This is a genomic window from Pseudomonas sp. GW823-FHT02E01, from assembly GCF_058797535.1.
This window is the reverse complement of the sequence record NZ_JBXAJS010000011.1, coordinates 126,663-146,029: the sequence shown is the minus strand read 5'-3', so window position 1 is coordinate 146,029 and position 19,367 is coordinate 126,663. Positions and strand designations below refer to the sequence as shown.

20 protein-coding genes are annotated in these 19,367 nt (G+C 59.5%); all 20 read left to right on the top strand.

Annotation, left to right across the window (positions count from 1 at the left end; genetic code table 11):
* The first annotated feature begins 28 nt into the window (after positions 1-28).
* A complete protein-coding gene (locus AC1RDQ_RS24195) occupies positions 29-955 on the top strand; it encodes a ketoacyl-ACP synthase III (protein WP_056721553.1) in 927 nt (308 codons plus the stop codon).
* Between the two features lie 90 nt (positions 956-1,045).
* A complete protein-coding gene (locus tag AC1RDQ_RS24190; protein ID WP_492588324.1) occupies positions 1,046-2,338 on the top strand; it encodes a motility associated factor glycosyltransferase family protein in 1,293 nt (430 codons plus the stop codon).
* Complete coding sequence (locus tag AC1RDQ_RS24185) at positions 2,335-2,601, top strand: hypothetical protein (RefSeq protein ID WP_492588322.1); 267 nt, start codon at positions 2,335-2,337, stop codon at positions 2,599-2,601. Before AC1RDQ_RS24190 ends, AC1RDQ_RS24185 begins: the two co-directional genes overlap by 4 nt.
* A gap of 241 nt (positions 2,602-2,842) precedes the next feature.
* Positions 2,843-3,694 (top strand): flagellin domain-containing protein, encoded by an 852-nt coding sequence (locus AC1RDQ_RS24180; RefSeq protein WP_057715895.1) that lies wholly within the window; start codon positions 2,843-2,845, stop codon positions 3,692-3,694.
* 72 nt (positions 3,695-3,766) lie between these two features.
* Entirely contained in the window at positions 3,767-4,120 is a 354-nt protein-coding gene (locus AC1RDQ_RS24175) for a flagellar protein FlaG (RefSeq protein WP_340315027.1), read from the top strand.
* Positions 4,121-4,203: 83 nt separating this feature from the next.
* On the top strand, positions 4,204-5,640 hold the full coding sequence (gene fliD / locus AC1RDQ_RS24170) for a flagellar filament capping protein FliD (RefSeq protein WP_429521409.1): 1,437 nt from the start codon (positions 4,204-4,206) through the stop codon (positions 5,638-5,640).
* Positions 5,641-5,769: 129 nt separating this feature from the next.
* Complete coding sequence (gene fliS / locus AC1RDQ_RS24165; RefSeq protein ID WP_090453820.1) at positions 5,770-6,165, top strand: flagellar export chaperone FliS; 396 nt, start codon at positions 5,770-5,772, stop codon at positions 6,163-6,165.
* Between the two features lie 11 nt (positions 6,166-6,176).
* Entirely contained in the window at positions 6,177-6,473 is a 297-nt protein-coding gene (gene fliT, locus AC1RDQ_RS24160; protein WP_056721566.1) for a flagellar protein FliT, read from the top strand.
* A 171-nt stretch (positions 6,474-6,644) separates the two neighbouring features.
* The gene (locus AC1RDQ_RS24155) at positions 6,645-8,120 is read left to right on the top strand and encodes a sigma-54 dependent transcriptional regulator (RefSeq protein WP_046037712.1); all 1,476 of its coding nucleotides are present in this window, start codon (positions 6,645-6,647) and stop codon (positions 8,118-8,120) included.
* Between the two features lie 128 nt (positions 8,121-8,248).
* Positions 8,249-9,442 carry a sensor histidine kinase gene (locus AC1RDQ_RS24150; RefSeq protein WP_218497249.1) on the top strand — a complete coding sequence of 398 codons (1,194 nt, stop codon included), beginning with the start codon at positions 8,249-8,251 and terminating at the stop codon, positions 9,440-9,442.
* A 5-nt stretch (positions 9,443-9,447) separates the two neighbouring features.
* The gene (locus AC1RDQ_RS24145; RefSeq protein WP_429521408.1) at positions 9,448-10,833 is read left to right on the top strand and encodes a sigma-54-dependent transcriptional regulator; all 1,386 of its coding nucleotides are present in this window, start codon (positions 9,448-9,450) and stop codon (positions 10,831-10,833) included.
* Positions 10,834-11,067: 234 nt separating this feature from the next.
* Entirely contained in the window at positions 11,068-11,394 is a 327-nt protein-coding gene (gene fliE / locus AC1RDQ_RS24140; RefSeq protein WP_057715889.1) for a flagellar hook-basal body complex protein FliE, read from the top strand.
* Positions 11,395-11,410: 16 nt separating this feature from the next.
* Positions 11,411-13,198, top strand: a complete 1,788-nt coding sequence (fliF, locus tag AC1RDQ_RS24135; protein WP_057715888.1) for a flagellar basal-body MS-ring/collar protein FliF — start codon at positions 11,411-11,413, stop codon at positions 13,196-13,198.
* Positions 13,191-14,210, top strand: a complete 1,020-nt coding sequence (fliG, locus tag AC1RDQ_RS24130) for a flagellar motor switch protein FliG (protein WP_007983391.1) — start codon at positions 13,191-13,193, stop codon at positions 14,208-14,210. The genes fliF and fliG overlap by 8 nt, the downstream gene beginning before the upstream one ends.
* A 4-nt stretch (positions 14,211-14,214) precedes the next feature.
* Complete coding sequence (gene fliH / locus AC1RDQ_RS24125; protein WP_492588321.1) at positions 14,215-15,012, top strand: flagellar assembly protein FliH; 798 nt, start codon at positions 14,215-14,217, stop codon at positions 15,010-15,012.
* Positions 15,002-16,360, top strand: coding sequence for a flagellar protein export ATPase FliI (gene fliI, locus AC1RDQ_RS24120; RefSeq protein ID WP_057715886.1), 1,359 nt, complete (start codon positions 15,002-15,004; stop codon positions 16,358-16,360). The genes fliH and fliI overlap by 11 nt, the downstream gene beginning before the upstream one ends.
* Before the next feature lie 6 nt (positions 16,361-16,366).
* On the top strand, positions 16,367-16,816 hold the full coding sequence (gene fliJ / locus AC1RDQ_RS24115) for a flagellar export protein FliJ (RefSeq protein ID WP_090453830.1): 450 nt from the start codon (positions 16,367-16,369) through the stop codon (positions 16,814-16,816).
* 157 nt (positions 16,817-16,973) lie between these two features.
* On the top strand, positions 16,974-17,273 hold the full coding sequence (locus AC1RDQ_RS24110) for an STAS domain-containing protein (protein WP_057715884.1): 300 nt from the start codon (positions 16,974-16,976) through the stop codon (positions 17,271-17,273).
* A gap of 5 nt (positions 17,274-17,278) precedes the next feature.
* Entirely contained in the window at positions 17,279-18,985 is a 1,707-nt protein-coding gene (locus AC1RDQ_RS24105) for an ATP-binding SpoIIE family protein phosphatase (protein WP_492588320.1), read from the top strand.
* Positions 18,986-19,015: 30 nt separating this feature from the next.
* A complete protein-coding gene (locus AC1RDQ_RS24100) occupies positions 19,016-19,366 on the top strand; it encodes an Hpt domain-containing protein (RefSeq protein WP_492588318.1) in 351 nt (116 codons plus the stop codon).
* The last annotated feature ends 1 nt before the right edge of the window (position 19,367 follow it).

Below are 19,367 nucleotides of genomic sequence, written 5' to 3'. Positions count from 1 at the left end.
TTGGGCTGTTTATTATTGGGAAGCCGTAATGATTGGCATAAAGAGCATTGCGAGCTACGTTCCTGTAGCCGGCGTGGACAATTACGCACAAGGTGCAAAATTCGAGAAGGATGAAGAATTCATCCTGGGCAAGATCGGTTCGGCTTTCCTGCCGCGCAAGGGCGTTGATCAGGAAACTTCCGATCTGTGCGTTGAAGCGGCCAATGCGCTGTTTGCCAGCAACCCCGATTTGAAACGCGAGTCCATAGATGCGTTGATCGTTGTCACCCAGAACGGTGACGAAGAAGGCCTGCCGCATACCGCGGCCATCGTGCAGGACAAACTCGGCCTGCCGACCAACGTCGCTGCGTTCGATATTTCCCTGGGTTGTTCCGGTTACGTCTACGGCATTTATGCGATCAAGGGCTTCATGGAGGCCGCTGGCCTGAAGAACGGCCTGCTGATCACTGCCGACCCGTATTCGAAGATCGTCGACCCGGAAGACCGCAACACCACCATGCTGTTCGGCGATGCGGCCACGGCTACCTGGATGGGTGAGAACCCGACCTGGGCACTGGGCAAGGCCAAGTTCGGCACCGATGGTTCCGGCGCCCCACATTTGAAAGTCACCGACGGCGTGTTCTTCATGAACGGTCGCCAGGTGTTCAATTTCGCACTGCTCAAGGTGCCGGCGCATTTGCATGAGTTGCTGGGCGAATCGCAATTGAGCGCTGACGACATCGATGCGTTCTGCATTCACCAAGGCAGCGCGGCGATTGTCGACGCAGTTGCGCGGCGCTTCGAAGAGTGCCCGCAGAAGTTCATCAAGGACATGGTCGAGACCGGTAACACGGTGTCGTCGAGCATTCCATTGCTGCTGGAAAAGCATATTCTCGATTCCGAATGGAAGCGCGTTGCGCTCAGCGGTTTCGGAGTGGGGCTGTCATGGGGTTCGGCGATTATCTATCGTCCTTGAGTGAACGTCTTTTAATAAAAAGGCCGGTACAAAAAAGCGCTCAAGGGTTAACCTTGAGCGCTTTTTTGCTTGTAAGGAATGCGAGGTAGCATGAGCGAATGCTTTGAAGACAATGCTCAGGTTATCCAGCGTCGCTGGCCGTCGCTGTATGCGCGATTGAAAACGGAAGACCGCCTGGCCGTCGAGGTCGACCTGATCGAGGGGCGGGACTCGACGCTGTGTGTGGGTGGCATCCAGCTCACCAGCCGTCATGGTCGTCTGCGCGAGGCCCGCCTGCAGGCCGCCAGTCTCCCGCTCGACAAGCCACAGCTGCACGTTTACGGCACCGGCTTCGGCGATTTGCCTGCGGTTTTGCTGGAACGCGCCGGGCTTGAAAAACTCTATGTCCACATTCTCAACGGCGCGCTTTTCCTGTTGGTGCTGGAGCTGATCGATCAACGCCAATGGCTGGGCGATCCGCGCGTGCAATTGCTCTACGCCGGCGATCTGTCCGACATCTTCACGCCGTTTTTTGCCTTGCCCGCCGAAATGCTGCTGGCCGATGACCACAGTGCGAAGATTCGTGATCGGCTGGTCAGCGAAGTGCACTTGAGTTTCAACAATCGTGATTTCGACCCGCAGTCGCCGGTCATTCTGCAGCGCTTGCAGGACACCCTTGGACTACTGCTTGCCGATGACGATGTGGCTCGGCTCTTTGGCACTTGTCCCGGGCGCGAGGTTTATGTGATTGCCACCGGGCCGAGCCTGGAAGGGAATTTCGAGCGCTTGGCAGCGGTGCGCAACCAATCCCCGCGACCTCTGTTCATCTGTGTGGACACGGCCTACAAGCCCCTTCGCGAGCACGGAATCAAGCCTGACCTGGTCGTGAGCATCGACCAGCGCATCAGCGTGCTGCACTTGCCCGGTGATGCGTCCGAGGATATTGCGCTGGTGTACTTGCCATTGAGCGATCCACAAATGCTCAAAGCCTGGAAAGGCAAGCGTTACGGTGGTTACTCCGCAAGCCCGATCTACGCCACGTTGCGCGAACAGCATCCCCGTGCGCTGCTGAACGTGGGCGGCAGCGTGATTCACCCGGCCGTGGATCTGGCGGTGAAGATGGGCGGGCAGCGCATCACGCTTTTCGGTGCCGACTTTGCCTTTCCAATGAACCGGACCCACACCGGCTGGAACGATGGTGACCTGGGGCCGCCGGTGAGTCAGGCCAGATACTGGGTGCACGATGGTCATGGCCAGAAGGTCAAGACGCAGTTGAATTTTCGCGGCTATCTGTGCGAGCTGGAGCGTTACATTGCCAGGCATCCCCAGGTCCTTTTCCTCAACAGCAGTCGGGCGGGGGCAATGATTGCCGGGACGCAGTTCAATCAGGATTTCGTGCGATGAAGCATCAGGCGATAGGTATCGAGGAATACCGGCAATGCGCCGGTTTGTTTCGCTTGGGGCGTGATGTCGAAGCGGCGTTGAACATGGTCGATCTGTTCGATGAGGCGCAGCGCCTGTTTTTGCAGGCGCCTCAGGACGTGCAACAGGCGTGGGCATCGTTGCTCAGGCAAATGCTCGCCTGCCAGGAGCGCCAGGATTGGCTGGGGCTCGCCGATTTCATGGAATATGAGTTGATCGAATTGCTCGAAAACATGACGGCCTGAGGGCAACAACAGCTTTGGCACGGGCGTTTTCGGGCTGGACAGTTTTATGGCGTCATTTTTTCGCGGTTGAGGGGCGCTAAGCCCTTGTTTTCTCGGGGGTGGCAGGGTGATGGCATTTTTTTTAAAAAAAGCCCTCAAGCAACCTGCCAACCCGACGATAACTAATACGAAGGTTCTCTAGGCCATACCCGGCGGTTGCCAGGGCCGGAAGCCGCAGTACCCAACCAACGAGGAATTCGTCATGGCTTTAACAGTAAACACCAACACCACGTCGCTGAACGTTCAGAAAAACCTGAACCGTGCTACCGACGCTCTGTCGACTTCGATGGCTCGCCTGTCTTCCGGCCTGAAAATCAACAGCGCTAAAGACGACGCCGCTGGCCTGCAGATCGCAACTCGCATGGCTGCACAGATTCGTGGTGGCAATCAGGCAGTGCAGAACGCCAACGACGGTATCTCCGTTGCCCAGACCGCTGAAGGCGCGCTGCAAGCTTCGACCGACATTCTGCAGCGTATGCGTGAACTGGCTGTTAAAGCACGTAACGGTACCAACAGCACTGCTGACCAGACCGCTACCAACTCCGAATTCGCTCAGATGTCTGACGAGATCACTCGTATCTCTGCTTCCACCAATCTGAACGGCAAAAACCTGCTGGACGGTACCGCTGGTACCATGCAACTGCAAGTTGGCGCCAACACTGGCTCGGCTAACCGAATCGACCTGGTACTGAGCTCCAAGTTCGACGCCGTATCCCTGTCCGTAGGCAGCGGTACTGTTGTTCTGACTGGTGCAACTTCCGCTACCCTGTCTGCCAACATCGACAACGCGATCACCGCGATCGACGCTGCTCTGGCATCGATCAACGCCACCCGCGCAAACCTGGGTGCTTCGCAGAACCGTCTGACCAGCACCATCTCCAACCTGCAGAACATCGTGGAAAACACCACTGCTGCACAAGGCCGTGTACAAGACACCGACTTCGCCGCAGAAACCGCGAACCTGACCAAGCAGCAAACCCTGCAACAGGCTTCTACCTCGGTTCTGGCTCAAGCCAACCAACTGCCTTCCGCTGTACTGAAGCTGCTTCAGTAATTTCGGCAAGAGTTTGGGCGGGGGAGTGTGCTTGTCACGCTCTCTCGCTTTTTACGTTAAGAGGTGATGGGCATGGAGATGAGCGTAAAGCTTGGCGTGTCTTATCCGGCTCCCCAGCCAGCGAGCACCGTTTCGGATAAAGCGCCGGAAAAGCCTAAAGTCGCCAGCGAGACTCCCGTGGCGGAAAAGAAGCTGGATACGGATGACACCCACTTGAAGCAGGCGGTGCAGCAGATCGAAAAGTTTGTACAGTCGATCAAGCGCAATCTGGAGTTCTCGATAGACGAGCAATCCGGAAAGGTCGTCGTCAAGGTGATTGCAAGCGAAACGGGCGAAGTCGTGCGACAGATCCCCTCCGCCGAGGCCCTCAAATTGGCGGAAAGCCTGAGCAATGCGAGCCATGTATTGTTCGATGCCAAAGTTTGATAGCTGGCATGAATAGTGTTTGTACGTTCTTTGGGCGCTGATAAAGGTCAAAAGAGTGGCAGCAACCTGAAGGGAGACGAAAAATGGCAAGTCCAATTTTACCGGGTACGGGCCTGGGCTCTGGCCTGGATATCGGTGCGATCGTTACTGCGCTGGTCAACGCCGACAAATCGGCGAAACAGACGCAGATCGATACCCAGACCAAAACCAACACGCTGAAGATCTCCGGTGTCGGTTCCTTGAAAAGCGCACTGACGGCCTTTCAGACGGCGCTGACCAATCTCGGTAGCAAGACCAATCCTGCGTTTGCGGGCTATACCGCAACTTCGGGTACCCCGTCGATCCTGGGTGCAACTTCCGACAATACCGCCGTTGCCGGTACTTACAGCGTTGTTGTGAATAACCTGGCCACCAGCTCGAAAGTAGCCAGTGCTTCTTTTGCCGGCGGTGCCGCCAGTGCCATTCCGAGTGGTACTTTGAAAATCAGTCAGAATGGCACTGATTACGATGTCACGATTCCAGCCAATGCGACCTTGCAGAGCACCCGGGACGCCATCAACTCTGCACAGGCGAGTAATGGTATTTCTGCCAACATCGTGACCGACAGCACGGGTGCATCGCGTCTGGTGATCAGCTCCACCAAGACCGGCGCGGGTTCCGACCTGACGGTCAGCGGTATCGCCGGCCTTGAAATCGACGGCACCCAACCGATGGGCACCAACCCTTCGGCCTCCAGTTCAGGAGCTGTCAACGGGGTTGCGGTGGATGCATCGCTGACCATCGATGGACTGGCAGTGACCAGCAAGAGCAATACGGTTACCGGCGCGGTCAGTGGCCTGACCCTGAACCTGACATCTGTGAGCCCGGGTACGCCGCCGGCTGCGGCGACCGTCACCGTTGCGAACAACACCACCGGTTTGCAGACGTCGATCCAGTCGTTCGTTGATTCCTACAACACCCTGATGAACACCATCAACTCCCTGTCCAAGGCGACAGCGGATGCCGATGGCAACCTGACTGTTCAGGCGGCGTTTACCGGTGATTCGATGTCGCGCACACTGATCTCCGATATTCGCAGCGTGCTGACCGCTCCCGGGGCGGGCGGTCCATTGGCCGTGCTGTCGCAGATTGGCGTGCTGACGAATGAGAAAACTGGCAACCTGGCGTTCGATACAACGGCGTTCAACAAGACGATGGCCATCAACGGCATGAGCGGCCAGGTGCAGCAGTTGTTCAACGGTAGCAATGCTACCAACGGCCTGCTGGCGCGCATGGGCACTGTAATCAAGCCTTATGTGCAGACGGGCGGGTTGCTTGACCAGCGCAATACCAGCCTGCAGACCGTGAGCAAGAACCTTTCAAATCAGCAGACTGCGCTGGACTTGCGTGTCGCCAACATGACCAAGACGTTGACCGCCAAGTACAACGCAATGGACCTTTTGGTCGGGCAGATGAAAGCGACGGCGAGTAACATCACCTCGTTCTTCACTTCCTTGAACGCCCAGAAGTCCAACAGCTAGTCGTGAACTGACGATAAAAACCCGGCTACGCATTTTCGCGTGTGCCGGGTTTTTGTCTTTTGATCTAAAGTTCTCTGGCTCGCGGACGATACACTGGTCATACGAGTCTTTGTGGTAATGAGGTAGAACATGAATCCAATGTTAGCCCTTCGGCAGTATCAGAAAGTGGGTGCGCACGCCCAGACGTCCGAAGCAAGTCCGCATCGTTTGGTGCAGATGCTCATGGGGGGTGGCCTGGACCGTATTGCCCAGGCCAAAGGCGCCCTGGAGCGCAAGGACATTCCCGGCAAGTGTGTGTCGATCAGCAAGGCGATCGGCATCATCGGTGGTTTGCGTGAAGGCCTGGATCTTGAAAACTGCGCCGATGCCGTGGGTGAACTCGACAGCCTTTACCTCTACATGATGAAGCGCCTGGCCGAGGCGAACATCAGCAGCGATCCGGAGATTCTCGATGAGGTCGCGAGCTTGTTGCGCACGGTGAAAGAAGGCTGGGACGGCATTGCTGAGCCAGGTCCGCAGTTCTAAGGGAGATCGCCATGAGTCTTGTATTGCAGCGGATAGAGCAAACTCGTGAAGCGCTGGTCGGTGCTTTGGCCGAGCGTGACTGGGAGGCCATCGGTCAATTGGACCTGGATTGCCGTTCCTGCATGGAAGATGTCATGAGCGAGGCTTCGCTGGATGAAGAGGTTTTGCGCAGCAATCTTGAGGAGCTGCTGTATGTCTACAAGCAGCTGCTTGAGGTCGCGATGGGTGAAAGGCAGGCGATAGTCGATGAAATGTCTCAGATCCAGCAAGCGCGGAACGCGGCAAAGGTTTACCATCTGTTTGGATAATAAAACCCGGTTAATCCAAACAAGTGCGCCATAAATTTGACTGTGCACGGATTTTTGACTTAACTAGTGGCTGGTTCCAGATTTCAGTCGTCTTCAGGCATACAAGGCCTGCAAGCGTTTAGCTTGCCCCAGCATTTTGGGCATTGAGTTGACTAGGGAAGTTGCTATTGCATGTGGCGTGAAACCAAAATTCTGCTGATTGATGACGATAGCGTCCGCCGCCGCGACCTGGCGGTGATTTTGAATTTTCTCGGCGAAGAAAATTTACCCTGCGGTAGCCATGACTGGCAGCAGGCTGTCGGCTCTTTGTCGTCAAGTCGTGAAGTGATCTGTGTCCTCATCGGGACGGTCAATGCTCCTGGTGCACTTCTGGGCTTGCTTAAGACACTCTCGACATGGGATGAGTTCCTTCCGGTTTTGTTAATGGGCGATAATTCTTCCATTGACTTGCCGGAAGACCAGCGTCGGCGAGTGCTTTCGACCCTCGAAATGCCGCCCAGCTACAGCAAATTGCTCGATTCGCTGCACCGTGCTCAGGTCTATCGCGAGATGTACGACCAGGCCCGCGAGCGCGGACGTCATCGCGAACCCAATCTTTTCCGCAGTCTGGTCGGCACCAGCCGGGCGATTCAACACGTCCGCCAGATGATGCAGCAGGTCGCCGACACCGATGCCAGCGTGCTGATCCTCGGTGAGTCCGGCACCGGCAAGGAAGTGGTTGCGCGCAACCTGCATTACCATTCCAAGCGCCGCGAAGCGCCGTTCGTGCCGGTCAACTGCGGGGCGATTCCGGCCGAGTTGCTGGAAAGCGAATTGTTCGGCCATGAGAAGGGCGCCTTCACCGGGGCGATCACCAGCCGCGCCGGCCGATTCGAGCTGGCCAACGGCGGCACCCTGTTCCTCGATGAAATCGGCGACATGCCGCTGCCGATGCAGGTCAAGTTGCTGCGCGTGTTGCAGGAGCGCACCTTCGAGCGCGTGGGCAGCAACAAGACCCAGAGCGTCGACGTGCGCATCATTGCGGCGACCCACAAGAATCTCGAAAGCATGATCGAGATCGGCACCTTCCGCGAAGATTTGTACTACCGCCTGAATGTGTTCCCGATCGAGATGGCGCCGCTGCGTGAGCGCGTCGAAGACATTCCCCTGCTGATGAACGAGCTGATCTCGCGCATGGAGCACGAGAAGCGCGGTTCGATCCGTTTCAACTCGGCGGCCATCATGTCGCTGTGTCGTCATGGCTGGCCGGGCAACGTCCGCGAATTGGCCAACCTGGTGGAGCGCATGGCGATCATGCACCCATACGGCGTGATCGGCGTGGTCGAGTTGCCGAAGAAATTCCGCTACGTCGACGATGAAGACGAGCAAATGGTCGACAGCCTGCGCAGCGATCTGGAAGAGCGCGTGGCTATCAACGGCCATACCCAGGACTTTACCGCCAATGCCATGTTGCCTCCGGAAGGTCTGGACCTGAAGGACTACCTCGGTGGTCTGGAGCAGGGGCTGATCCAGCAGGCGCTGGATGATGCCAACGGCATTGTGGCGCGCGCGGCCGAGCGCCTGCGTATTCGTCGCACCACGCTGGTGGAAAAGATGCGCAAGTACGGCATGAGCCGTCGTGATGGAGACGAGCAGGCGGATGATTGACGCCTGTTTTTCAACTCGTTCATTTATAAGAAGTTTTTTTTAGGCACGGGTATTGCTACGTCCCTCGCAACGTTCCGTTTCACTGACGGTCAGCCAAGCGAGAGAGCACGATGCCCCAAGCCGCCCAGATGTCTCCTGTCCTTGATGCTTCGGGGCAACCGTCGTCCGTAGAGCTGGCGAGCCGGCTTGGCCTTGAGCAGGCATTTGCGCTGTTCAACCAGATGTCCAGTCAGTTGACCGATTCCTACAGCATGCTTGAAGCCCGGGTAACGGAGCTCAAGGGTGAATTGGCAGTGGTCAGTGCCCAGCGCATGCAGGAGCTGGCGGAAAAGGAACGCCTGGCCAACCGCCTGCAAAACCTCCTTGATCTCTTACCCGGCGGCGTCATCGTCATTGACGCCCAGGGCATCGTGCGCGAAGCCAATCCGGCGGCGTGCGAGTTGCTGGGGTTGCCGCTAGAAGGTGAATTGTGGCGCCACGTCATTGCCCGCTGTTTTGCGCCGCGCGAAGACGATGGTCATGAAGTCTCCCTCAAGGATGGTCGGCGCCTGTCGATCGCCACGCGCTCGCTGGACGCCGAGCCTGGCCAGTTGGTGTTGCTCAACGACCTGACTGAAACCCGTCACCTGCAGGATCAACTGGCCCGTCATGAGCGGCTGTCGTCGTTGGGGCGCATGGTCGCTTCGTTGGCTCATCAGATACGCACGCCGTTGTCCGCCGCGTTGCTGTATGCCAGTCATTTGACCGAGCAAGAGCTGCCGGTCGCTACCCAGCAGCGCTTTGCCGGGCGCCTCAAGGAGCGCCTGCACGAGCTGGAGCACCAGGTGCGCGACATGCTGGTTTTCGCCCGGGGCGAGTTGCCGCTGACCGATCGCGTGACGCCCGCTCAGTTGATGCAATCGTTGCAAGCGGCAGCGCTGACCCACGTACAGGATCTGCCGATCCGCTGGCAGTGCGACAGTCATTCGGGGGAGTTGCTGTGCAATCGCGACACCCTGGTCGGTGCGATCCTCAATCTGATCGAGAACGCCATCCAGTCCAGTGCCGGTCCATTGCGCCTCAAGATTCACCTCTATACCCGCGGCAATTACCTGCACCTGTGCGTCAGCGACAGTGGCTCCGGTATCGATGCCGCCGTTCTGGCGCGATTGGGCGAACCCTTTTTTACCACCAAGGCCACTGGCACAGGTCTTGGCCTGACCGTGGTCAAGGCAGTGGCGCGTGCTCATCAGGGACAATTGCAGTTGCGCTCGCGACTCGGTCGCGGCACTTGCGCGCAAGTTATCCTGCCGTTGTTCAGCAGCGCTCAAGGAGCGGAGTGACACAGATGGGTATCAAGGTTCTGCTGGTCGAGGACGACCGCGCGTTGCGCGAGGCGCTGGCCGATACGCTATTGCTCGCGGGGCACGATTACAAGGCGGTGGGTTCGGCAGAGGAGGCGTTGCTTGCCGTCGGCGGCGAGGCCTTCAGCCTGGTGATCAGCGACGTCAACATGCCGGGTATGGACGGCCACCAGTTGCTGGGCCTGTTGCGAGCGCGGCAGCCGCAATTGCCGGTGTTGCTGATGACGGCTCACGGCGCGGTCGAGCGTGCGGTCGATGCGATGCGCCAAGGTGCGGTGGACTATCTGGTCAAACCTTTCGAGCCCAAGGCGTTGCTCGATCTGGTGGGGCGTCATGCCCTGGGCAGCCTCGGCCTGGCTGAGGGTGAAGGGCCGATAGCATTCGAGCCGGCGAGCGCGCAGTTGCTCGAATTGGCAGCGCGGGTCGCACGCAGCGATTCCACGGTGTTGATCTCGGGTGAGTCGGGCACGGGCAAGGAAGTGCTGGCGCGCTACATCCATCAGCATTCTCATCGCGCCAATCAGCCATTCATTGCGATCAACTGTGCGGCGATCCCGGACAACATGCTCGAAGCGACCTTGTTCGGGCACGAGAAGGGCTCCTTCACCGGTGCCATTGCCGCGCAAGCCGGCAAGTTCGAGCAGGCCGACGGCGGCACCATTCTGCTCGACGAAATTTCCGAAATGCCCCTGGGGCTCCAGGCCAAATTGCTGCGCGTACTGCAAGAACGTGAGGTCGAAAGGGTTGGGGCGCGCAAGCCGATCACGCTGGACATTCGCGTGGTTGCCACCACCAATCGCGACCTGGCGGGTGAAGTGGCAGCGGGGCGCTTCCGTGAAGATCTTTACTATCGCCTGTCGGTGTTTCCCCTGGCCTGGCGTCCGTTGCGCGAGCGTACCGCCGACATCCTGCCGCTGGCCGAGCGTCTGCTGGCCAGGCACGTCAATAAAATGAAGCATTCACCGGCCAGATTGTCCCCCGAGGCCCAGGCGTGTCTGATCGCTTATCCGTGGCCGGGTAACGTGCGTGAGCTGGACAACGCGATTCAGCGAGCGTTGATTCTGCAGCAGGGTGGCTTGATCCAGCCGCAGGATTTCTGCCTGGCCGGGCCGGTGGCTTGCGCTCCATTACCTGCGTTGGCGCAGGCGCCGGTGCGTCCAGTGGAAGTCGAGGCCGAGTCGGCCGGGGCGCTGGGCGATGATCTGCGTCGCCGTGAATTCCAGATGATCATCGATACCCTGCGCGCCGAGCGCGGTCGTCGCAAAGAGGCGGCCGAGCGCCTGGGTATCAGCCCGCGGACCCTGCGCTACAAGCTGGCGCAAATGCGCGATGCCGGTATGGATGTGGAAGCCTATCTGTTCGCCACCTGATCCTGTTCCTGTAGGAGCGAGCTCTGCTCGCGATGGTCGTTAACGATAATGCGGGGCGTCAGGATAAACGCGGCGTTCTTTAGTTCATCGCGAGCAAGCTCGCTCCTACAGCGGCTAGCGGCGATGAGAAGGGCTTTTGTGAAACAAGGCCATGGAGCTGGCACCCTTGTTGCTAACACCTCATGACCCGCCGAGTGAGTGTCAAAAAATTGCGGGTCGTCAAAGAGAGAAACCATGAGCCAAGGTATTGAATTCAATCGGTTGATGCTGGATATGCGCGCCATGCAAATGGATGCCATGTCTGCGCCGAAATCGACTGCCGTTCCTGAAGTGTCGGGCAGCAGCTTTTCCGACATGCTCGGTCAGGCCGTCAATAAAGTGAACGACACCCAACAGGCTTCCACGCAGTTGGCCAGTGCGTTCGAAATCGGCAAAAGCGGCGTCGATCTTACAGACGTGATGATCTCATCGCAGAAAGCCAGCGTGTCCTTCCAGGCATTGACCCAGGTACGCAACAAACTGGTTCAGGCCTACCAAGACATCATGCAGATGCCGGTTTAAAGGACGAGATTGAGTCATGGCAGAAGCAGTCGCCGATAACGTTCCGGCCAAGGCCACTCCAATAGACGGCAAACCGCCGCTGTTCGGGTTGTCCTTCCTGGAAAACCTCTCCGAGATGACCATGTTGCGTCAGGTGGGCCTGTTGGTCGGCCTGGCGGCGAGCGTGGCGATTGGTTTTGCCGTGGTGTTGTGGTCCCAGCAACCGGACTACCGGCCTCTGTACGGCAGCCTTGCCGGCATGGACGCCAAGCAGGTCATGGATACACTGGCCTCCGCCGATATCCCGTACACCGTCGAACCCAATTCCGGTGCCTTGCTGGTCAAGGCCGATGACCTGTCCCGAGCGCGGCTCAAGCTCGCGGCCGCTGGTGTCACTCCCAGCGACGGTAACATCGGTTTTGAAATCCTCGACAAGGAGCAGGGGCTTGGCACCAGCCAGTTCATGGAAGCGACCCGCTACCGTCGCGGCCTCGAAGGCGAACTGGCCCGCACCATTTCCAGCCTGAACAACGTCAAGGGCGCCCGCGTACACCTGGCGATCCCGAAAAGTTCGGTGTTCGTGCGCGACGAACGCAAGCCAAGCGCTTCTGTTCTGGTTGAACTCTATTCCGGTCGCTCCCTCGAGCCAGGCCAGGTCGTTGCCATCATCAATCTGGTAGCGACCAGCGTTCCCGAACTCAGCAAATCGCAGATCACCGTGGTCGACCAGAAGGGCAACCTGCTCTCCGATCAGGCGGAAAACTCCGAACTGACCATGGCTGGCAAGCAGTTCGACTACAGCCGTCGCATGGAAAGCATGCTCACTCAGCGCGTGCACAACATCCTGCAGCCGGTGCTGGGCAACGACCGTTACAAGGCCGAAGTCTCGGCCGACGTGGATTTCAGTGCGGTCGAATCGACTTCCGAGCAATTCAACCCGGATCAACCGGCGTTGCGCAGCGAGCAGTCGGTCAACGAACAACGTACCGCCAGCAATGGCCCGCAAGGCGTGCCGGGTGCCTTGAGCAACCAGCCTCCAGCGCCGGCCTCCGCGCCGCAAACCACCGGCGGCACTCCGGGGGCAGCCGGCATGGTGCAGCCGGGCCAACCGCTGGTTGATGCCAATGGCCAGCAAATCATGGACCCGGCCACCGGTCAGCCGATGCTCGCTCCGTACCCGGCGGACAAGCGTCAACAATCGACCAAGAACTTCGAACTCGACCGATCCATCAGCCACACCAAGCAGCAGCAGGGCCGGTTGAATCGCCTGTCGGTGTCGGTGGTGGTCGATGATCAGGTCAAGATCAATCCGGCCAGCGGCGAAACCACCCGTGCGCCATGGAGCGCCGATGAATTGGCGCGCTTCACTCGCCTGGTTCAGGACGCGGTCGGCTTCGATGCCAGCCGTGGTGATAGCGTCAGCGTGATCAACATGCCGTTCTCCGCCGAGCGCGGTGAAGCGATTGCCGAAATTCCGTTCTACTCCCAGCCGTGGTTCTGGGACATCGTCAAGCAAGTGCTGGGTGTGCTGTTCATTCTGGTGCTGGTATTCGGTGTGCTGCGTCCGGTGCTCAACAATATTACCGGTGGTGGCAAGGGCAAGCAGTTGGCCGGTATCGGCAGCGACGTCGAGTTGGGTGGCATGGGCGGTCTGGATGGCGAACTGGCCAACGACCGTGTCAGCCTCGGTGGCCCGACCAGCATCCTGTTGCCGAGCCCGAGCGAAGGCTATGACGCTCAGTTGAACGCAATCAAGAGTCTGGTGGCAGAAGACCCGGGTCGTGTGGCCCAGGTCGTGAAAGAGTGGATTAACGCAGATGAGTGATAACCGAGCCGTTGCCGCCAAACTGTCCAAGGTCGACAAAGCCGCAATCCTGTTGCTGTCCCTGGGGTCCACCGACGCTGCCCAGGTGCTGCGTCACATGGGCCCCAAAGAGGTTCAGCGCGTGGGTGTGGCCATGGCCCAGATGGGTAATGTGCACCGCGAGCAGGTCGAACAGGTGATGAGCGAGTTCGTCGATATCGTCGGCGACCAGACCAGCCTGGGCGTCGGCTCCGACGACTATGTGCGCAAGATGCTCACCCAGGCTCTTGGCGAAGACAAGGCCAACGGCCTGATCGACCGCATCCTGCTCGGTGGCAACACCAGCGGCCTCGACAGCCTGAAGTGGATGGAGCCGCGCGCCGTCGCCGACGTGATCCGTTATGAACACCCGCAGATCCAGGCGATCGTGGTGGCGTATCTCGATCCGGACCAGGCCGGTGAAGTGCTCGGCAACTTCGACCACAAGGTGCGGCTCGACATCATCCTGCGGGTCTCTTCGCTGAACACCGTACAGCCAGCGGCCCTGAAAGAGCTCAACCAGATTCTCGAGAAGCAGTTCTCCGGCAACTCGAATGCCTCGCGCACCACCCTGGGTGGCATCAAACGCGCGGCGGACATCATGAACTTCCTCGATAGCTCGATCGAAGGCCAGCTCATGGACTCGATCCGCGAAGTCGACGAAGACCTGTCCGGTCAGATCGAAGACCTCATGTTCGTGTTCAACAACCTGGCCGATGTCGACGACCGCGGGATTCAGGCGCTGCTGCGCGAGGTGTCCTCCGATGTGCTGGTGCTGGCCCTCAAAGGGTCGGACGAAGGCGTCAAGGAGAAGATCTTCAAGAACATGTCCAAGCGTGCCGCCGAACTGTTGCGCGACGACCTGGAAGCCAAGGGCCCGGTGCGCGTCAGCGACGTGGAAACCGCGCAGAAGGAAATCCTCACCATCGCCCGCCGTATGGCCGAAGCCGGGGAAATCGTTCTCGGCGGCAAGGGCGGCGAGGAAATGATCTAACACCATGGTCAAGAATGATGATGCACCCACTGACCTGATCCGGGCCAGGGATGTCAGTGGTTTCGATACCTGGGCGCTGCCCAGTTTCGACCCGCCGGAGCCCGAGCCGGAACCTGAGCCTGAACCCGAACCGCCGGAAATGGAGGAAGTGCCGCTGGAGGAAGTCCAGCCACTGACCCTCGAAGAGCTCGAAAGCATTCGCCAGGAAGCCTATAACGAAGGCTTCGCGGTGGGTGAGAAGGAAGGTTTCCACAGCACCACGCTCAAGGTCCGTCAGGAAGCCGAGGTGGCCCTGACTGCCAAGATTGCGGCGTTGGAGCAACTGATGACGCACCTGTTCGAGCCCATTGCCGAACAGGACACCGAGATTGAAAAGTCCCTGGTCGACCTCGTGCAGCACATCACCAGACAGGTGATTCAGCGCGAGCTGGCCATCGACTCGACGCAGATCGAACACGTCATGCGCGAGGCGCTCAAGCTCTTGCCGCTGGGCGTGGGCAATGTGCGGCTGTACATCAATCCGCAGGACTTCAAACAGGTCAAAGCCCTGCGCGAACGTCATGAAGAAACCTGGCGCATCGTCGAGGACGAAGCGCTGTTGCCTGGCGGTTGCCGGGTCGAGACAGAACACAGCCGCATCGACGCCACGGTCGAAACCCGTGTCGCGCGGGTGATGGACAAGCTGTTCGATCAGTTGCACGAGCAGGCCTTGCACCCGGCCGCGCCGGACCTGAGCCTGGAACTGCCGATCGAAAGTAAGCCTGCGGTCGCACCGGCTCAGGATGTTCCCGATGCGCCTTGAACGCACCAGTTTCGCCAAGCGCCTGGGCAGCTATGCCGAGGCCACGGGACTGGAGGGCGCACCGATCCTCGAAGGCCGCCTGCTACGCATGGTCGGCCTGACCCTTGAAGCCGAAGGCCTGCGCGCCGCCATGGGCAGCCGCTGCATGGTCATCAACGACGACAGCTATCACCCGATGCAGGTCGAAGCCGAGGTGATGGGCTTCTCCGGCAGTAAAGTCTTCCTGATGCCAGTCGGCAGTGTCGCCGGCATCGCGCCCGGTGCCCGAGTGGTGCCCTTGGCCGATACCGGTCGCCTGCCCATGGGCATGAGCATGCTCGGGCGGGTGCTGGATGGCGCCGGTCGTGCGCTGGACGGCAAGGGCGGGATGAAGGCCGAAGACTGGGTGCCAATGGACGGCCCGACCATCAACCCGCTCAAGCGCGAACCGATCAGCGAACCGCTGGACGTGGGCATCCGTTGCATCAATGGCATGCTGACGGTCGGCCGCGGCCAGCGGCTCGGCCTGTTCGCCGGTACCGGTGTCGGTAAATCCGTGCTGTTGGGGATGATGACGCGCTTTACCGAGGCCGACATTATCGTCGTCGGGCTGATCGGTGAGCGGGGGCGTGAAGTTAAAGAATTCATCGAGCACATCCTCGGTGAAGAAGGGCTCAAGCGTTCGGTAGTGGTGGCGTCCCCGGCGGACGATGCGCCGCTGATGCGACTGCGCGCCGCCATGTACTGCACGCGCATCGCCGAATATTTCCGCGACAAGGGCAAGAACGTCCTGTTGCTCATGGATTCGCTGACCCGTTTCGCCCAGGCCCAGCGGGAAATCGCCTTGGCCATCGGCGAGCCGCCGGCGACCAAAGGTTATCCGCCGTCGGTATTCGCCAAGCTGCCGAAACTGGTGGAGCGGGCCGGTAATGCCGAGAAGGGTGGTGGTTCGATCACCGCGTTCTACACCGTGCTGTCCGAAGGCGATGACCAGCAGGACCCGATTGCCGACTCGGCGCGGGGCGTGCTCGACGGGCACATCGTGCTGTCCCGGCGACTGGCCGAGGAAGGGCATTACCCGGCCATTGATATCGAGGCATCCATCAGCCGGGTGATGCCGGCGGTGGTGTCGCCGGAGCACATGATGCGAGCGCAGTATTTCAAGCAATTGTGGTCGCGCTATCAGCAGAGTCGCGACCTGATCAGCGTCGGCGCCTACGTCGCTGGCGGCGACCGCGAGACCGACCTGGCGATTTCCTTGCAGCCGCAGCTGGTCAAATACCTGCGCCAGGGGCTCAACGACAGCATCAGCCTGGGCGAAAGCGAAGCTTACCTCGCGTCGATCTTCGCGCCCGCGGCGGGCGGCTAACCGGCCATGGCCCAGACTCGGGCAGGGCGCCTGGCCCCCGTGGTGGAAATGGCCGAAAAGGCCGAGAAAACCGCAGTCCAGCGCCTGGGGCACTTTCAGGGGCAAGTGCGTTTGGCCGAAAGCAAACTCGCCGACCTCGAAGCCTTCCGTCTCGACTATCAGGAACAATGGATCGTGCGCGGCAGCGGCGGCGTCTCGGGCCAATGGTTGCTGGGCTATCAGGGCTTTCTCGCGCAACTGGGCACGGCCATCGACCAGCAGCGGCAAAGCCTGGCCTGGCATCAGAACAACCTGAACAAGGCCCGGGAAACCTGGCAGCAGGCGTTTGCCCGGGTCGAGGGTTTGCGCAAGCTGGTTCAGCGCTATGCCGATGAGGCGCGGGCGCTTGAAGACCGGCGCGAACAGAAACTGTTGGATGAATTGTCCCAGCGCCTGCCACGGCAGGATCACCTGTAGGAGCGAACTCGCTCGCGATGAACCTGTGAGCGCACAGGGATGTCAGGTTTACAGCGATAACGATCCGACAGTCACCACAACCTACCGCCTTGCTCCAACCTCTACCAAATGCTAAACCTTGTGCAAGCGGGTTTACCAATGACAAGGAAGCCATGAAATGTCAGTCGTTACAGAACTCTCTCCGGATGGGCAAAAACTGACGATATCGGTCAAGGGACGATTCGATTTCGCCAAGCATCAGGAGTTTCGTCAGTCCTACGAAGATAAACAGCCATCGGCGGTTGTGGTCGACCTGAAAGACGCCACTTACCTCGACAGCTCGGCGCTGGGCATGCTGCTTTTGCTGCGTGATCACGCCGGTGGCGACGACTCCGATGTCCGCGTCGTCAACAGCAGTACCGACGTGCGCAAGATCCTCGCCATCTCCAACTTCGACAAGCTGTTCGACATCAGTTGATTGCCATGCAGCCACTGGAGCCGCTGACGATCCTGATTGCCGAGGATAGCGCCGCCGATCGCCTGCTGTTGTCGAGCATTCTGCGCCGCCAGGGGCACGAAGTGCTGACGGCGGCCAACGGTGCCGAAGCGGTCGAGGTGTTTCGCCAGCAATCACCGCACCTGGTGTTGATGGATGCGCTGATGCCGGTGATGGACGGCTTCGAGGCGGCCCGGCAGATCAAGGCTCTGGCCGGGGAAACCCTGGTGCCGATCATCTTCCTCACGTCGTTGTCCGAAAGCGAAGCCCTGGCCCGTTGCCTGGAAGTCGGCGGTGACGACTTTCTGGCCAAGCCCTACAACCAGGTGATTCTCGCTGCCAAGATCAAGGCGATGGATCGCTTGCGGCGCTTGCAGGACACCGTGCTGCAACAGCGTGACCAGATCGCCCGGCACCACGACTACCTGCTCAACGAGCAACGGGTGGCCAAGGCCGTTTTTGACAAGGTGGCGCACTCCGGCTGCCTGAATGCCGCTCCGAATATCCGTTATCTGCAATCGCCCTATGCGCTGTTCAACGGCGACCTGTTGCTGGCCGCGTTCACCCCGGCTGGAGACATGCACGTGCTGCTGGGCGATTTCACCGGCCACGGTTTGCCAGCGGCAGTGGGTGCGATGCCCTTGGCCGAGGTCTTCTACGGCATGACCGCCAAGGGCTATGGCCTGGCGGAAATCCTGCGCGAGATGAATGCCAAGCTCAAGCGCATCCTGCCGGTGGACATGTTCTGCTGTGCCACGTTGCTGTGCCTGAGTTTTCAGCGTCGTTCGGTGGAAGTCTGGAATGGCGGCATGCCGGACGGTTACCTGCATCGCGTTGCCAGTGGCGAGCGAACGCCTCTGCCGGCGCGGAACCTGCCTTTGGGTGTGCTGAGCCCGGAATCCTTCGATGAGCGTACCGACGTGTATCCCATGGCTCTCGGGGATCGGGTGTTTCTGCTGTCCGATGGGGTGATCGATACCTGCGACGCCAATGATCAACTGTTTGGCGCGCAGCGATTGCAACAGGTGTTTGCCGCCAATCGGCATCCGAATGCGCTGTTCGAAGAGATCGAGCAGGCGCTGCGTCATTTCGGCGGTGAAGCGCGTGACGATGTCAGCATGGTCGAAGTCAGCCTGCTGGAGTCGACGCAAATCACGCCGCCGGCGTTGGTCTACTCCGACAGCGGCCAGTCCTGCCCGCTGGACTGGTCGGTAAGTTTCGAATTTCGCGCCGCCACGCTCAAGCGCTTCAATCCGTTACCCTATCTGTTGCAGTTGTTGCTTGAGGTCCATGGTCTTCGGGCTCAGAGCGGTGCGCTCTACAGCGTGCTGGCGGAGCTCTACTCCAATGCGCTGGAGCATGGCGTGCTGGGGCTGGATTCGAGTCTCAAGCGCGATGCCTCGGGTTTTGCGCGATATTATCAAGAGCGCAATACCCGGCTGGACGAGCTACTGGATGGCTATGTACGGTTGCATTTGCAGGTGACGCCAACGGACGATGGCGGTTGCCTGACCATTCACATTGAAGACAGCGGCAAGGGTTTCGATGTCGAACGGGTGATCGCAAGACCTTTGGAAGACGTCCGCCTGTCGGGGCGTGGGGTCAGTCTGATCCGCCAGTTGGGGCGTAATGCCCGCTGGACCGACAATGGTCGAAGTGCACGCGTGGAGTTTATCTGGGAGGCTCTGGCATAATCCGCGCATTCTTGATCAAGGAGTGAGCAAGTGGACGACATACATCTGGACCTGGACGTGCTGAGCGCGTTGCGGGAAGTCATGGAGGATGAGTTTTCGACTTTGATCGATACCTTCCTGGCGGACTCCGAAGAGCGCCTGAAAGTTTTGAGAGTAGCTGACAGCGTCGCGCTGTTCGTTGATACCGCCCATAGCTTCAAAGGTAGCAGCAGCAATATGGGCGCAGTCAGGCTGACCGAGCTCTGCCATCGACTCGAGCAGCAGGCCAGTAGTTCGTCATGCACTGACGTTCAGGAACTGGTCGGTGAAATCGACCGCGAATTCGCCGATATCCGGCCTCTGTACGAAGCTGAACGACAGCGTTGCCCGGCGAAAATCTGAG

Excerpts from the sequence above, each read along its gene's own strand:
- AC1RDQ_RS24190 (WP_492588324.1), top strand. The coding sequence starts at position 1,046 with ATGAGCGAATGCTTTGAAGACAATGCTCAGGTTATCCAGCGTCGCTGG.
- fliT (WP_056721566.1), top strand. The coding sequence starts at position 6,177 with ATGAGTCTTGTATTGCAGCGGATAGAGCAAACTCGTGAAGCGCTGGTC.
- fliJ (WP_090453830.1), top strand. The coding sequence starts at position 16,367 with ATGGCCCAGACTCGGGCAGGGCGCCTGGCCCCCGTGGTGGAAATGGCC.
- AC1RDQ_RS24175 (WP_340315027.1), top strand. The coding sequence starts at position 3,767 with ATGGAGATGAGCGTAAAGCTTGGCGTGTCTTATCCGGCTCCCCAGCCA.
- AC1RDQ_RS24195 (WP_056721553.1), top strand. The coding sequence starts at position 29 with ATGATTGGCATAAAGAGCATTGCGAGCTACGTTCCTGTAGCCGGCGTG.
- AC1RDQ_RS24145 (WP_429521408.1), top strand. The coding sequence starts at position 9,448 with ATGGGTATCAAGGTTCTGCTGGTCGAGGACGACCGCGCGTTGCGCGAG.
- fliF (WP_057715888.1), top strand. The coding sequence starts at position 11,411 with ATGGCAGAAGCAGTCGCCGATAACGTTCCGGCCAAGGCCACTCCAATA.
- fliG (WP_007983391.1), top strand. The coding sequence starts at position 13,191 with ATGAGTGATAACCGAGCCGTTGCCGCCAAACTGTCCAAGGTCGACAAA.
- AC1RDQ_RS24150 (WP_218497249.1), top strand. The coding sequence starts at position 8,249 with ATGTCTCCTGTCCTTGATGCTTCGGGGCAACCGTCGTCCGTAGAGCTG.
- fliD (WP_429521409.1), top strand. The coding sequence starts at position 4,204 with ATGGCAAGTCCAATTTTACCGGGTACGGGCCTGGGCTCTGGCCTGGAT.
- fliE (WP_057715889.1), top strand. The coding sequence starts at position 11,068 with ATGAGCCAAGGTATTGAATTCAATCGGTTGATGCTGGATATGCGCGCC.
- fliS (WP_090453820.1), top strand. The coding sequence starts at position 5,770 with ATGAATCCAATGTTAGCCCTTCGGCAGTATCAGAAAGTGGGTGCGCAC.
- AC1RDQ_RS24155 (WP_046037712.1), top strand. The coding sequence starts at position 6,645 with ATGTGGCGTGAAACCAAAATTCTGCTGATTGATGACGATAGCGTCCGC.
- fliH (WP_492588321.1), top strand. The coding sequence starts at position 14,215 with ATGGTCAAGAATGATGATGCACCCACTGACCTGATCCGGGCCAGGGAT.
- AC1RDQ_RS24185 (WP_492588322.1), top strand. The coding sequence starts at position 2,335 with ATGAAGCATCAGGCGATAGGTATCGAGGAATACCGGCAATGCGCCGGT.
- fliI (WP_057715886.1), top strand. The coding sequence starts at position 15,002 with ATGCGCCTTGAACGCACCAGTTTCGCCAAGCGCCTGGGCAGCTATGCC.
- AC1RDQ_RS24105 (WP_492588320.1), top strand. The coding sequence starts at position 17,279 with ATGCAGCCACTGGAGCCGCTGACGATCCTGATTGCCGAGGATAGCGCC.
- AC1RDQ_RS24110 (WP_057715884.1), top strand. The coding sequence starts at position 16,974 with ATGTCAGTCGTTACAGAACTCTCTCCGGATGGGCAAAAACTGACGATA.
- AC1RDQ_RS24180 (WP_057715895.1), top strand. The coding sequence starts at position 2,843 with ATGGCTTTAACAGTAAACACCAACACCACGTCGCTGAACGTTCAGAAA.